This window comes from Caballeronia sp. EK, assembly GCF_014384845.1.
GTDB classification, from domain to species: Bacteria; Pseudomonadota; Gammaproteobacteria; order Burkholderiales; family Burkholderiaceae; genus Caballeronia; species Caballeronia jiangsuensis.
In genome coordinates this window covers 182,999-197,644 of sequence record NZ_JACSUE010000008.1, presented here as the reverse complement: position 1 = coordinate 197,644, position 14,646 = coordinate 182,999, and the positions used below count along the sequence as shown (strand labels likewise).

11 protein-coding genes are annotated in these 14,646 nt (G+C 64.0%); 5 read left to right on the top strand and 6 right to left on the bottom strand.

Annotation, left to right across the window (positions count from 1 at the left end):
- The first annotated feature begins 158 nt into the window (after positions 1-158).
- Positions 159-785 (top strand): ParA family protein, encoded by a 627-nt coding sequence (locus IAG25_RS25210; protein WP_187607271.1) that lies wholly within the window; start codon positions 159-161, stop codon positions 783-785.
- A 51-nt stretch (positions 786-836) separates the two neighbouring features.
- On the opposite strand, the gene panD is transcribed toward IAG25_RS25210, so the two are convergent.
- The 4 genes from panD to IAG25_RS25190 form a co-directional block, all read right to left on the bottom strand.
- Positions 837-1,223 (bottom strand): aspartate 1-decarboxylase, encoded by a 387-nt coding sequence (panD, locus tag IAG25_RS25205; protein ID WP_035508291.1) that lies wholly within the window; start codon positions 1,221-1,223, stop codon positions 837-839.
- Between the two features lie 10 nt (positions 1,224-1,233).
- Complete coding sequence (panC, locus tag IAG25_RS25200) at positions 1,234-2,067, bottom strand: pantoate--beta-alanine ligase (protein ID WP_187607270.1); 834 nt, start codon at positions 2,065-2,067, stop codon at positions 1,234-1,236.
- A 70-nt stretch (positions 2,068-2,137) separates the two neighbouring features.
- The gene (locus IAG25_RS25195) at positions 2,138-2,965 is read right to left on the bottom strand and encodes a segregation and condensation protein A (RefSeq protein WP_035508347.1); all 828 of its coding nucleotides are present in this window, start codon (positions 2,963-2,965) and stop codon (positions 2,138-2,140) included.
- An 86-nt stretch (positions 2,966-3,051) separates the two neighbouring features.
- Positions 3,052-3,240, bottom strand: a complete 189-nt coding sequence (locus IAG25_RS25190) for a DUF3460 family protein (protein WP_187607389.1) — start codon at positions 3,238-3,240, stop codon at positions 3,052-3,054.
- A 389-nt stretch (positions 3,241-3,629) separates the two neighbouring features.
- Between IAG25_RS25190 and IAG25_RS25185 the strand changes: the two genes are divergently transcribed.
- Both IAG25_RS25185 and IAG25_RS25180 read left to right on the top strand, forming a co-directional pair.
- Entirely contained in the window at positions 3,630-5,375 is a 1,746-nt protein-coding gene (locus IAG25_RS25185; protein WP_375336539.1) for an autotransporter assembly complex protein TamA, read from the top strand.
- Positions 5,376-5,409: 34 nt separating this feature from the next.
- Entirely contained in the window at positions 5,410-9,549 is a 4,140-nt protein-coding gene (locus IAG25_RS25180; RefSeq protein WP_187607268.1) for a translocation/assembly module TamB domain-containing protein, read from the top strand.
- Between the two features lie 67 nt (positions 9,550-9,616).
- Here the strand turns inward: IAG25_RS25180 and metG are convergent, their stop codons facing one another.
- Positions 9,617-11,746, bottom strand: coding sequence for a methionine--tRNA ligase (gene metG, locus IAG25_RS25175; protein WP_187607267.1), 2,130 nt, complete (start codon positions 11,744-11,746; stop codon positions 9,617-9,619).
- 125 nt (positions 11,747-11,871) lie between these two features.
- Here metG and IAG25_RS25170 point away from each other — a divergent pair, with 125 nt between their 5' ends.
- Positions 11,872-12,396: a type II toxin-antitoxin system HicB family antitoxin gene (locus IAG25_RS25170; protein ID WP_309243965.1), complete on the top strand. Its 525-nt coding sequence runs from the start codon at positions 11,872-11,874 to the stop codon at positions 12,394-12,396.
- Between the two features lie 237 nt (positions 12,397-12,633).
- On the opposite strand, the gene IAG25_RS25165 is transcribed toward IAG25_RS25170, so the two are convergent.
- On the bottom strand, positions 12,634-13,290 hold the full coding sequence (locus IAG25_RS25165) for an OmpA family protein (protein WP_035508304.1): 657 nt from the start codon (positions 13,288-13,290) through the stop codon (positions 12,634-12,636).
- Positions 13,291-13,554: 264 nt separating this feature from the next.
- On the opposite strand from IAG25_RS25165, the gene apbC reads away from it, so the two are divergent.
- The gene (gene apbC / locus IAG25_RS25160) at positions 13,555-14,643 is read left to right on the top strand and encodes an iron-sulfur cluster carrier protein ApbC (RefSeq protein ID WP_187607266.1); all 1,089 of its coding nucleotides are present in this window, start codon (positions 13,555-13,557) and stop codon (positions 14,641-14,643) included.
- The last annotated feature ends 3 nt before the right edge of the window (positions 14,644-14,646 follow it).

Here is a 14,646-nt window from a genome sequence, read left to right as displayed (position 1 = left end):
GGCGGAGAATACGGCACGGCCGTTCGGCCAGCGTGCCGGATGCATCACTTTTGCCGATAATATCAACGCTCGAATCATGCACCTGTTCTTGTAACGACGAAAATCGTGCGCGCCGGGCGGCCAAACGCCCGCGCGCTCAACAAAATCCGGGACACTTCATGACCGTGATCGTGGTGGCAAATCCGAAAGGCGGCGTAGGCAAAAGCACGCTCGCAACCAATCTGGCCGGGCATTTCGCGTCGGAAGGCGAGTGGGTCGCGCTCGCCGATCTCGACAAGCAGCGCTCGTCGCACGCGTGGCTCTCGCTGCGCGTCGACACGCTGCCGAAGATCGAGGAATGGAACATCGACGTCGATTCTCCGGCGAAGCCGCCCAAAGGTCTGGAGAAAGCCGTCGTCGATACCCCCGCCGGCGTACACGGCAATCGTCTCGCGCTGGCGCTGGAACTGGCGGACAAGGTCATCGTGCCGCTGCAGCCGTCGATGTTCGACATCCTCGCGACGCAGGACTTTCTCGCAAAACTCGCGAAGGAAAAGGCGGTGCGCAAAGGGGCGATCGAAGTCGGCGTGGTCGGCATGCGCGTGGACGCGCGCACGCGCTCGGCCGACCAGCTGCATCGCTTCGTCGAAGGGCTCGACCTGCCGGTGCTCGGCTTTTTGCGCGATACGCAGAACTACGTCCAGCTCGCCGCGCACGGCCTCACGATCTGGGACGTGGCGAAGAGCCGCGTCGAGAAAGATCTGGAGCAGTGGGCGCCGATCCTCGAATGGGTGTCCAAAAAGTAAAAAAGCCGGCGTCCCGCAGGAAAGCGCCGGCTCGTGCGAGGGAAGTGGCGATTACGTCCAGTTCTGCGTCGGGACGTGATCGCGGCTGCCCTTGATACGGTTGTCGTCGTCGACGAACACGAGATTCGGCTTCCAGCCCGCCTTGATCTCTTCCTCATCGACCTGCGCGAACGCCGCGATGATCACGAGATCGCCCAGTTGCGCGCGACGCGCGGCCGAGCCGTTCAGCGAAATCATGCCGCTGCCGCGCTCGCCCTTGATCGCATACGTGGTCAGACGCTCGCCGTTGTTCACGTTCCAGATGTCGATCTGCTCGTTCTCCATCAGGTTCGCGGCTTCGAGCAAATTCTCGTCGATCGCGCACGAGCCTTCGTAGTGCAACTCGCAGTGCGTGACCGTCGCGCGGTGAATCTTCGATTTGAGCATGGTGCGTTGCATGATGCTTCCTTCAGATTTCGAGATTGTCGATGAGGCGCGTCGAGCCGAGTTTCGCGGCCGCGACCACGACGAGCTCGGCGTTCGCGTCGGCTTCGCCCGGCGGCAGCAGGTTCGAACGCTTGCGCACGCTGATGTAATCGGGCTTCCAGCCGCGCTCGGCGAGCGCGTTCATCGCGTCGCGCTCGAGTGCGGCGATATCGCGATTGCCCGACAGCACCGCTTCGCGCACGCGCTGCAACTGTTCGGCGAGCTTGGGCGCTTCGGCGCGCTCAGCCGCCGACAGGAACCGGTTGCGCGACGACAGCGCGAGTCCGTCCCCGTCGCGCACGGTCTCGGCGGCGACGATTTCCGTGGGCAGCGCGAACTGGTGGCACATCGCGCGCACGATCATCAACTGCTGATAGTCTTTCTTGCCGAACACCGCGACGCGCGGCTGCACGCACGACATCAGCTTCATCACGACGGTGCACACGCCCGTGAAGAAGCCGGGGCGGAACTCGCCTTCGAGAATGTCGCCGAGGTTGTGCGGCGGATGCACGCGATACTCCTGCGGCTCCGGATACATGTCCCGCTCGGTCGGCGCGAACAGCACGTAGACGTTTTCTTTCTGCAGCTTGTCGATGTCGTCCTGCAGCGTGCGCGGATATTTGTCGAAATCCTCGTTCGGGCCGAATTGCAGGCGGTTCACGAAGATGCTCGCGACGACCGGATCGCCATGCTGGCGCGCGAGCCGCATCAGCGAGAGATGGCCTTCGTGGAGGTTGCCCATCGTCGGAACGAAGGCGGTTCGGTTCTGGCCGCGCAACTGGTCGCGCAGTTCATGGATGGAGCTGATGACTTTCATCGAGCGGGTGTCTCCTGGCGGGCGGCGTGATTCAGCGTCGCACCGAGGCTAGGGAATGGATAAGCGAATTCTAGGCGGGCGAGTACGCGAGTCTCACGTAGATCGGCGCGTATGGCTCGGGCTGCGTGATTTCGATCAGCGATTCGCGCGACAGCTCCAGCATGGCGATGAAGTTCACGACGACCACCGGCACACCGCGCGAAGTGTCGAACAGCTCCGTGAACTCCATGAAGCGCGCGGTCTGCAGCCGCCGCAGGATCACGCTCATGTGCTCGCGCACCGAAAGCTCCTCGCGCGAAATCTTGTGATGCTGCACGAGCTTCGCGCGCTTGATCACGTCGGCCCACGCGGCGCGCAGGTCGTTCATGTCGACATCGGGGAAGCGCTGTTCGGCGGACTGCTCGATATAGATGTCCGCGCGCAGGAAGTCGCGGCCGAGCTGCGGCAACTGGTCGATCTTCTGCGCCGCGAGTTTCATCTGCTCGTATTCCAGCAGACGGCGCACGAGTTCGGCGCGCGGGTCTTCGGCGTCCTCGCCGGTGTCGGCCTTCTTGACCGGCAGCAGCATGCGCGACTTGATCTCGATCAGCATCGCCGCCATCAGCAGATATTCCGACGCGAGCTCCAGATTCGATTCGCGGATCTGGTCGACGTAACCCAGGTATTGCGCGGTGACATCCGCCATCGGGATGTCGAGCACGTTGAAGTTCTGCTTGCGGATGAGGTAGAGCAGCAGGTCGAGCGGGCCTTCGAACGCTTCGAGAAAGATTTCGAGCGCGTCGGGCGGGATGTAGAGATCAGTGGGCAGCTTCCAGAGCGGCTCGCCGTAAAGATGCGCGATCGCGACGCCGTCGATGGTGTCGGGCGTCGAATCGGTCGCGGGCGTGGCGAGCGCCACCACCCGGTCTTCCCGTGCATCGTCGCGCTTGCCCTCGTGCGGCGCATGCGCGGACGATTGCGGCTCGTGGCCGGCTGCGCTCACGTTCAGAAGTTCTGGTAGTAGACGTAGGGCGTCTGGTTCACGCGCGCCTGCTGCTGCGAGCTGCGCTCGTCGAGGTCGATCGGTTGCTTGTCCCACAGAAGCGCGCGGCCGCGGCGCTGTTCTTCTTCCAGCGACGGCTTTTGCTCTTTCAACTGATTGATGAACTGGGTGATATCCGACTGATACATGATCCGGCTTCCGTTGGGGTCGAGGCGACAAGCCTCTTTTGACGATATCGGCGCACGCGGCAACCCGCATTGCGCCTGTGATTTTGCCTTTTGGCGCAATTTTACCGCAAGCGTGCGGCGGCAACGCATATCGCCGCGCCGCTGTTTCGCGTCTTGAAAGGCGCACGCGCGTGCACGTTTTGCGGAACCCGGCAGGCGCACAGCCGTCAAAAAGGCCCACGTCTCGCGCGAGATCGGCCGTCTTACGGTGCCGGCGCACGCCGATGTGGTGAAATAGCGCCTGCGCCCGCTTGCACATCGGCTGCACGTTTTCCTTTCATTCCCACTCATCCCGATGCCGGAGGTCACGTTTGGCGGGGCGTTCGTTTGATCCGCTGCGCGCGTTGCGCGTGATGCCGCCACGCGTGCGACGCTGGCCGGCCCTGATCGTCGCGTTGATCGCGTTCGGCCTCGCCACGCCCGCATTCGCCAAGTACGAGGTCGATGTCGATGCGCCGCGCAGCGTGAAGAAGCTGCTCAAGGAGAACCTCGACATCGCCCGCTTCGCCAAGCGCGACGACGTGAGCGACGACCAGTTTCAGTTCCTCGTCACCGCGACGCCCAAGGACGTGCGCGATCTCGTCGCGACCGAAGGCTATTTCACGCCGGTCGTGCGCACGGATGTCACGACCGTCGACGACAAGCGCAACGTCAAGGTGAGCGTCGATCCCGGCCCGCGGACGATGATCGCTTCGGTGCAACTGAATTTCACCGGCGCGGTGACGACCGAAGACCGCGCGCAGGAGAACGCGGCGCGCTTCGCCTTTTCGGTCAGCGAAGGCGATCCGTTCACGCAAGGCGGCTGGGACGACGCGAAGAACGCCGCGCTGAGAGCGCTGCAATCGAAGCGCTATCTCGGCGCGAAGATCGTGCGCTCGCAGGCGCGCATCAATCCTCGCGCGCATCTCGCCGATCTCTCCGTGACCTTCGACAGCGGTCCGACCTTCACGCTCGGCAAGCTCGACGTGAGCGGGCCGAAGCGCTATCCCGCGTGGATCGTCGATCACGTGAATCCGATCCAGGACGGCGAGATCTACGACGTCGCGCGCATCAACGAGCTGCAGCGGCAGATCCAGAACACGCCGTACTACGCGAGCGTGGCGATCGATGTCGATAACGACGTCAGCAAGCCGGTCGAAACGCCGCTACATGTGAAGGTGAGCGAGTATCCGTACAACAGCATCCGCTACGGCGTGGGTTACGCGACGGACACCGGTTTTCACATCCAGGGCGCGTACAGCTATCTCGATACCTTCGGCAAGGCGTATCCGTTCACGATTTCCGGCCGGCTCGACCAGACGCAGCAGTACGGCCGCGTGCAACTGGCGATGCCGCCGGATTCGCACGGCTGGGTGAACGCGGTATTCGGCTCCTACACGATCACCGATGTGTCCGACACGAACATCTACAGCGCGCGCGTCGGCGTGCAGCGTTCGCGCTCGCGTCAGAACATCGACACGACGTTTTCGCTGACCTTCTACGACGATCGCCTGACGCAAAACGAGCCGAATCCGTCGACGGCGCGCGCGCTCGTGCCCGCATGGAGCTGGGTGCGCCGCGACGTCGACGATCCGCTGTTCCCGCGCCGCGGCAACATCATCCGCGCGGAGGCGGGATTCGCCGTCAAGGGCGTGATGACCGATCAGACGTTCGCGCGCCTCTACACCAACGCGCTGCAATATGTGCCGCTCGGCAAGAACGATTTGCTCGTGTTTCGCGCGGAGTTCGGCGGCGTGTTCACGAGCGGGCCGTCGAGCGGCGTGCCCGCGTCGCTGCTGTTTCGCGCGGGTGGCGCGAACTCGGTGCGCGGCTATAGCTATCTGGGTATCGGCAACAACGTCGCGGGCTCGGTCTTGCCGACCAAGTACATGGTGACGGGCAGCAGCGAATATCAACACTGGTTCACGCACGACTGGGGCGGCGCGGTGTTCTTCGACATCGGCACCGCGACCGACACCTGGAGCGAGCGCGTGTTCCAGCCGGGCGTCGGCGTCGGTGCGCGCTGGCGCAGCCCGGTCGGCCCGGTGAACGTCGACCTGGCGTATGGATTCAAGAACAAGAGCATCAAGCCGTATCTGACGCTCGGCATCGCGTTCTGATGCGCGTGCGAACGATGAAGGAAAGCGAACCGGCATGACGGACCCGACGAAGCAAGCGGACGCCGAAGCCCCGCCGCCCGGCAACGAAGGCAGCGGCGACGACGGCGGCGCGAAGAAGACGCCGCCGCGCAAGAGCGGCTGGCGGCGGCTTGCGCGCTGGATCGGTGCGCTCGTGCTCGTCGTCGTGCTGATCGCCGCGCTCGCGGTCGGCGGCGTGTTCTTCGTGCTGACCACCGAACGCGGCACGCGCTACGCGTGGGACGCGGCGACCTCGCTCCTCAAGGGACAACTGACCGGCAAGCTCGACGGCGGCGCGATCGCGACCGGCATGCAACTGCGCGACGTGCACTGGAAGGACGGCAAGGGCACGGACATCGCGGTCGACAGCGTGTCGGGCCGCTGGGCGCTCACGCGCGAGCCGCTGCGCTTCACGATCGACTATCTGCACATCGGGACGGTCGACGCCCGCATCGCGCCGTCGAACGAACCGAGCAAGAAGACGGAACTGCCGAAGGACCTGCGCATTCCGATTCAACTTGCGATCAACGATCTCTCCGTCGAGAAGCTGCGTCTGCATCAGGGCACGACCACCACCGAATTCTCGCGGCTGCTGTTCAACGGCCACAGCGACGGTCAGCATCACCAGGCGACGGTTCAGCGCCTCGACACGCCGTTCGGCTCGGTGACGGCGTCGCTGAAACTCGATGGCGGCGCGCGTCCGTTTCCGCTCTCCGGCGACGCGGGTTATGCCGGCAAGGTCAACGGCGAAACGGTGAACGTGAGCGCGCGGCTTTCCGGCGCGCTGGAAGACCTGATCGCCGACGTCGACGCGAGCGGCATGAAGCTCAACGGCCGCGCGCATGTCGAGGCGTTGCCCTTCGCCGACGTGCCGCTCAAATCCGCGCTCGTCACCTTCGATCACGTGAATCCGCAGGCATTCAGCCCGGGCGCGCCCGAGGCCGATCTGGCCGTGCGCGCCGAGGTGAAGCCGGTCGAAGGCACGGACCCGAAGGCGTTCGTCGTGAGCGGGCCGGTGTCGATCGTCAACGCGAAGCCCGGTTCCATCGACAAGAAGCTGCTGCCGCTCATCGACGCGCGCGCGAACGTGCGGCTCGACGCGTCCGAGCAAAGCATCACCGACCTCAACGTGCGGCTCTTGAAGAACGCGACCGTGACGGGCGGCGGCGCGCTCGCGGGCGGCAAGGGCAAGTTCGACCTGAAGATCGCGAAGCTCGACCTGAACGCGATCGAACCGACGCTGCGCCCGACGGATTTCGCCGGGCCGGTCGGCATCGTGCTCGCGGGCGACACGCAGACCATCACCGCCGATCTCAACGATCCGAAAGCGGCGATCCGCGCGCAGGCCAAAGTGAAGCTCGATCCGAAGCAAACCACGCTCGATGACGTGAAGCTCACGGTCGGCAAGGGTCGCGTCGAACTCAACGGCGCGCTCAAGAAGGACGCCAATTCGAGCTACGACCTGAAGGCGAAAATCGTCGACTTCAATCCGCTGCTTTTGCAACAGCAGTTGATCGCGCAGAAGCCCGCGCCCGCGAAGAAAGGTGCGCCGAAGAAGCCTGCCGCGCCGGCGCGCGTGATCGAAGCCCGCGTGAACGGCACGCTCGCCGCATCGGGCCAGCTCGCGCCCACCCTTACGACGAAGGCGACGTTCAAGCTCAACGACAGCATGTACGACAACTTGCCGATGACGGGCGAGGGCACGGTGCAGGTCGCGGGCACGCGGCTGTTGCCGAGCAAGGCGTCGCTGTCGGTGGCGGGCAACAACGTCGATCTGAACGGCAGCTTCGGCGCGCCCGGCGACCGCCTGCGCTTCAAGGTCGATGCGCCCGCGCTCGAACGGCTCGGCTTCGGCATCACGGGCACGGCCAAGGCGGATGGCGATGTGACCGGCTCGATCGCGCATCCGAATATCGCGGCGAACTATCAGGCCGATGGCGTCGTGTTCGGCGCGAACCGCGTCGGCCATGCGGAAGGCCGCGCGGATATTCGCGATGGCGCGAACGGTGCGCTCGTCTTCACGCTGAAGGCACGCGACGCGAGCACGGAGGACGTCGAAATCGCCAACCTCGACGCGAATCTGAACGGCACGCGCGCGCATCACACGCTCGACGTCACCGCGACCGGCAAGGTGCGCGGCCAGCCGGTGAACCTTGCGCTCGGCGCGGCGGGCAAGTTCACCGACGCGCCCGACGGCCCGCACTGGGACGGCTCGATCACGAAGCTGTCGAACAAGGGCACGCCGTCGCTGAATCTCGAATCGCCGCTGACGGTGAGCTATGGTCCGAAGCGCCTCGTGCTCGGCGCGACGCGCCTCGTCGCGGAAGGCGCGGTGCTGAATCTCAAGTCGTTCGCGATGGAAAACGGCCGTCTGCAATCGGCGGGCACGCTCACGAATCTCTCCGTGCCGCATCTGCTCGAAGTACGCCAGGAACTGACGGGCGCGGAGCCGCCGATCCGCACCGATCTCGTCTTCGACGGCGACTGGAACTTCTCGCTCGGCGCGACCGCGACGGGCTACGCGCAGATCAAGCGGCGCGGCGGCGACGTGACGATCGACGGCACGCGCGGCCTCTCCGCGCTCGGCATTTCGGATATCGCCGCGCGCGTGGACTTCACCGGCGGCAATCGCCTGAACGCGTCGCTGCATGCGCAGGCGAGCCGTATCGGCGTGATCGACGCGAACGTGCACACGACGCTCGTCGATCGCGACGGCATGCTCGCCCTCGACGACAACGCGCCGCTCACCGGCGGCATCGACGCGAACGTTCCCGAACTGCGCACGACGGGCGGGATGCTCGGCGCGAACTATCTGCTGGGCGGGAAGATCGCGCTCAAGCTCGTGATCGCGGGGATCGTCGCGAAACCGAATCTGTCGGGCTCGCTCACCGGCGACAACCTCTCCGCGACGGTCGTCGATCAGGGCGTGCAGCTGAAGGACGGCATCATTCGGATCGCGCTGTCCGAGAATCTCGTCGATCTTCAGAAGGTGGAGTTCCACGGCGCGAGCGGCACGCTGCGCGCGACCGGCAAGGTGCGGCTCGACCAGCAGCAGCCCGATCTGACCGCGAGCATCATCGCGGACAAGCTGGAGCTGTTCGCGTCGCCGGACCGCGAGCTGATGCTGTCGGGCAGCGCCACCATCGCCAACGCGGGGCTGCAGGGCGGCATGGCGATCGACGGCAAGTTCACCGTCGATCACGCGCTCATCGATCTGCCGGAATCCTCCGCGCCCTCGCTCGGCGACGATGTCGTGATCGAGCGCCCCGACGGCACGATCAAGGGCGGCAATCAGCCGATCACGGCGGCGACAGAGAAGCCGGTCGGGCCGTTCACGCCGCGCGCCAATATCGCGATCAATCTGGGCGATCGCTTCCGCTTCAAGGGCGCGGGCGCGGATCTCGGGCTCGCCGGCACCATCACGGCGATGAGCGCGCCGAACATGCCGCTGCGCGCCGTCGGCAACGTGCGCGTGACGACGCCGGGCTCGTCGTACTCGGCCTTCGGGCGCAAGCTGAACATCGAGAACGGCTACTTCACGTTCAACGGGCCGGTGGCGAATCCGGGCATCAACATTCTCGCGATGCGGCGCAATCAGGAAGTCGAAGCGGGCGTTCAGGTGACGGGCACCGTGCAGGCGCCGGTCGCCAAGCTGATCTCCGAGCCGAGCGTGCCCGACAACGAAAAGCTCTCGTGGCTCCTGTTCGGGCACGGCACGGATCAGGGCAACAACGTCGGCCAGCAGAGCGCGATGACGAGCGCGCTTGCGCTGCTCGGCAGCAAGGGCGGCGCGAAGATCGCGCAGACCGTCGGGCTGGACGAATTCACTGTCGGTTCGAGCGAAGTGGGCCTGACCGATCCGCAAGTCGTGTTGCTGTCGAAGGCGATCAACGAGCGGCTCGTGATCGGCTATGAGCAGGGGCTGCAATCGGCGGGCAACGCGGTCAAGGCGACGCTGAACCTGTCGCGGTTCTGGGCCGTGACGGCGTATGGCGGGACCTATCAGGGCGTCGATCTGTCCTATACGCGGCGATTCAATTCGTGGGCGCGACTGTGGGCGTCGTCTTCGTCGGCTGCGCGGGCGTCCGCGGCGGATTCCGCGTCGGGGGCGTCGGGCGCGTCGGCGGCGGATTCTTCCACGCCGGATCCGGACTGAACTCACGCGCGCTTCAACGAAAAAGGGCACGCGAATCGCGTGCCCTTTTTCAGTTCTTCGAACCTTCTTACTTCACCCGCATGCCCGGTTTCGCGCCGCTATGCGGCTCGAGAATGTACAGCCCCGGTTCGGCCTTCTCATCCGTCGCCGAAGCCGCCAGCACCATGCCTTCCGACAGCCCGAACTTCATCTTGCGCGGCGCGAGGTTCACGACCATCACGGTGAGCTTGCCGATCAGATCCTGCGGCTGATACGCCGACTTGATGCCCGAGAACACGTTGCGCGTCTTGTCCTCGCCGACATCGAGCGTCAGTTGCAGCAGCTTGTCGGAGCCTTCGACCGCCTTGCAATCAACGATCTTCGCAATGCGCAGATCGACCTTCGCGAAATCGTCGATGGAGATGACGCCCGGTTCTTCCTGCTTTTTCGCGACGGTCTTGGCCGGAGCGGCCGCGACCGTTTCGGCGGCCGGCGCGAGCGATTCGCGATTCGCGGCCAGCAAGGCCTCGATCTGTTTCGGATCGACGCGCGTCGTCAGATGCTTGTACGCGTTGATCGCATTGGCCGACGACAGCGGCTTCGCGGCATCGGCCCAGACGAGCGGCGCGATGCCGAGGAACGCTTCGACCGATTCCGCCAGCTTCGGCAGCACCGGCTTCAGTGCGAGCGACAGCAGACGGAACGCTTCGAGGCTCACGCTGCACGTCTCATGCAGCGCGACGGCATTCGCCGGGTCCTTCGCCTGATCCCACGGCTTCGAGGTATCGACGTAAGCGTTGACGGCGTCGGCGAGTTCCATCGTCGTGCGCAACGCGCGGCCATATTCGCGCGATTCGTAGAAGCCCGCGATCTGCGGAATCGCCGAGCGCAATTGCGTGACGAGCGGATGATGCATCGCGCTGTCCTGCACGCGGCCATCGAAGCGCTTGATGAGAAAACCCGCCGCGCGGCTCGCGATATTCACGTATTTGCCGACGAGATCGCTGTTCACGCGCGCCTGGAAGTCTTCGAGGTTCAGGTCGATGTCTTCCATCGTGCTATTGAGCTTCGCCGCGAAGTAGTAGCGCAGCCACTCGGGGTTGAGACCCGTGTCGATCACGCTCTGCGCGGTGATGAAGGTGCCGCGCGACTTCGACATCTTCGCGCCGTCGACGGTCAGAAAGCCGTGCGCGAATACGTTGGTCGGCGTGCGATGGCCGGAGAATTCGAGCATCGCCGGCCAGAAGAGCGTGTGGAAATACAGAATGTCCTTGCCGATGAAATGGTACTGCTCGGCCTTCGCGCCGGGCTTCACCCACTCGTCGAAATTCACGCCGATGCGATCCGCGAGATGCTTGAAGCTCGCGTAATAGCCGACGGGCGCATCGACCCAGACGTAGAAGTACTTGCCCGGCGCGCCCGGAATCTCGAAGCCGAAGTAGGGCGAGTCGCGCGAGATGTCCCAGTCGGCGAGCTTGGCTTCGCCCTTGTCGCCGAGCCATTCGCGCATCTTGTTGGTGGCTTCGGGCTGCGCGAGGCCGCTCACCCAGCCGCGCAGGAAATTCTCGCAGCGCGGATCGGAGAGCTTGAAGAAGTAGTGCGTGGACGTCTTGCGGATGGGCGTCGCGCCCGACACGACCGAGTACGGGTTGATGAGCTCGGTCGGCTGATAGGTCGAGCCGCAGACTTCGCAGTTGTCGCCGTATTGATCTTTCGCGCCGCACTTCGGGCACTGGCCCTTGATGAAGCGGTCCGGCAGAAACATTTCCTTGACCGGATCGTACGCCTGCTCGATGTCGCGCGCCTCGATCAGCCCCGCTTGCTGAAGCGAGCCGTAGATCGTGTTGCAGAGGGCGCGGTTTTCCTCGGCATCTGTCGAGTAGTAGTTGTCGAACGAGATGCCGAAGCTGTCGAAGTCACGCTTGTGCTCTTTCCACACGCGCTCGATCAGCGCTTTCGGCGTGATGCCTTCCTTTTCGGCGCGCAGCATGATCGGCGTGCCGTGGGTGTCGTCCGCGCCGACGTAGTAGACCTCATGGCCATGCATTCGCAGCGACCGAACCCAGATATCCGTCTGAATGTACTCGACCATATGGCCGATATGAATCTGACCGTTCGCGTACGGCAACGCGGACGTGACGAGGATCTGGCGGCGGCCGCTTTCATTGACGGAGGCGGCAGGCGCGGCGGTGGCAGTGGCTGAAATCGGTGCTGACATAAAGGCGCGGCCCGTGTGGGAGTGCTGGGGGTTGGGAAAAAGCGGATTTTGATTTTAGCAGGGCGGGGGGAGAGGGCGCGCGGGGCAGAGGTGGAAGGCTGGATTCGAGGCGTGGTTGGCTGCTTGTGTGCAACTACGAAATACAACGAAAAAGTTGCATTTTGCGCTTAGCAAAGTACAACATTGGCGTCGTATATTTCGCTTTCAGCTTCTTTGGAGAGCTCAACACCATGCTGTCTTATCCAGTCAATCTGGAGCTCGATACAAACAACAGCTATCTCGTCACGTTTCCAGATATTCCGGAAGCCCTTTCAGCGGGAGAGGACGAAGGCGAGGCGCTCTTGAACGCGCTCGATGCGCTCGAAACCGTCATCGAAGCCTACTTCGACGAAAAGCGCGAAGTGCCGATGCCGTCGAAACCGAAGAAGGGTCAACCGGTCGTTACCTTACCCGCGCTGGTCGTTTCGAAGGTGCTGCTTCAGAACGAAATGCTCCGCCAGGGCGTGCGCAAGTCCGAACTTGCCCGGCGGCTCAACGTCCACATGCCGCAGGTCGACCGCCTTCTCGACCCGCGTCATTCGTCGAAGCTAGAAGCGATCGAAGCCGCGTTTCTTTCATTGGGCAAGCGCCTGAAAATCTCGCTGGCGTGAGCCGGATCGCCCCGATCGCGATTCACGCGCCCAAAAAAAACCGGGGTCCAATCGGGCCCCGGAGCAACAACGACAAGAGGAGAATGGCAGGTGATGGCATCGCCATCCACCTACCGTAAAGACAGACAGCGGCACTGCGTCCAAGTTTCAAATTTTTTTCAGACGACTGAACGCCGCGAAATCCGTGCGCTGATCGCCGCCTTCGCGACGGCGCATTCTCCTTTCAAATCAATTGCTTTACTGCACCTGACCCGGCTGCGCGGTGGCGCGCAGATAGATTTCCACGCGGCGATTCTGCGCGCGGCCCGCTTCCGTCGAGTTGTCCGCGATCGGCTGATTCTGGCCCATGCCCGACGCCGCCAGACGCTGCGCCGGAACGCCGTGCGTCGCGATGTACGACGCCACGCTCTGCGCGCGGTTCTGCGACAGCGTCTGGTTGTAAGCCGCCTGGCCGGTGTTGTCCGTATGGCCGACGACGCTCGCGATCAGCTCCGGATGCTGCTGCATCGTTTGCGTGACGGAGTTCAGCACCGGATCGAACGACGGCTTGATCGCGTAGCTGTTCGTATCGAACGAAATCGAGTTGGGAATGTTCACCTTGAGCGAGCCGTCCTGCTGCTCGGTCACTTGCGTGCCCGTGCCCTTCGAGTCGCCGGAAATCTTGTTCTTGATCGACTGCCAGTTGTAGCCGGTGATGCCGCCCACCGCCGCGCCCGTGGCTGCGCCGATCGCCGCGCCCTTGCCGCCGCCGAAAATCGCGCCGATGCCTGCGCCGGTCGCGGCGCCAACGCCCGTGCCGACCGCCGTGTTGGTGCCTTGCTGCGATGCGCAGCCTGCGACGAGCGCGCCTGCCACCGCGAACACGGACAGACGGGTGAAGAATTTGGTGTTCATATTAATCTCCTTGAATCGACAAGCGTTTCGGCGCAAGAAGCGCCGACAGTGCGAAAGGGTCTTCGGACGAGCCTCCGGTCGAGCCTCTACAATAATGAGAAAGGCGCCCGGCTGCCCGATGCGATGCGTCCCCGGAAAGATTTTGCAGCGGGATAGTGCAGTGCCCGCGCGTCACGCGCAACGGCGCTAACAAATACTTTCAATTTCTTCAGTTTGTTGTTGCGCGTCGCAGCGCTTTAGCAACAAGCGTTCCATGGAGTTTCGATGAGCATTGACCGCGCGAAGATCGACACCGCACTCGCCACACTGACCGATCCCAATACCAACCGCAAGTTCGTCGATACGAAGAGCATTCGCAATGTATCCGTCGATGGCGCGAACGTCGCGGTGAGCGTCGTGCTCGGCTATCCGGCGAAGACGCAGTTCGGCCCGATCCGCGAGCAGGTGCAGGACGCGCTGCGTCAGGTGCCGGGCGTCGCGAACGTGACCGTGGACGTGTCGTCGCAGGTTGTCGCGCACGCGGTGCAGCGCGGCGTGAAGCTGCTGCCGAACGTCAAGAACATCATCGCGGTGGCGTCGGGCAAGGGCGGCGTCGGCAAGAGCACGACGGCCGCGAATCTCGCGCTCGCGCTCGCGGCGGAGGGCGCGTCAGTCGGGATGCTCGACGCGGATATCTACGGCCCTTCGCTGCCGATGATGCTCGGCATCACCGGCCGGCCCGAATCGCCCGACAACCAGACGATGAACCCGCTCGAAGGCCACGGCATCCAGGCGAATTCGATCGGCTTTCTGATCGAGCAGGACAACCCGATGGTGTGGCGCGGCCCGATGGTGACGTCGGCGCTCGAGCAGTTGCTGCGTCAGACCAACTGGAAGGACCTCGACTATCTCGTCGTCGATATGCCGCCGGGCACGGGCGATATCCAGCTCACGCTGTCGCAGAAGGTGCCGGTGACGGGCGCGGTGATCGTCACGACGCCGCAGGACATCGCGCTGCTCGACGCGAAGAAGGGCTTGAAGATGTTCGAGAAGGTCGGCATTCCGATTCTCGGCATCGTCGAGAACATGAGCACGCATATCTGCTCGAATTGCGGCCACGAGGAGCACATCTTCGGGGCGGGCGGCGGCGAGCGCATGGCGAAGGAATATGGTGTCGAGATTCTTGGGTCTTTGCCGCTCGATATCTCCATTCGCGAGCGCACCGACGCGGGCCAGCCGACCGTCGTATCGCAGCCGGAGAGCCGTATCGCCGAGACGTATCGCGCGATTGCGCGGCGCATCGCGATCTCGATCGCCGAGCGTCAGCGCGACATGACCTCGAAATTCCCGAGCATCGTCGTGCAGAACACCTGATTT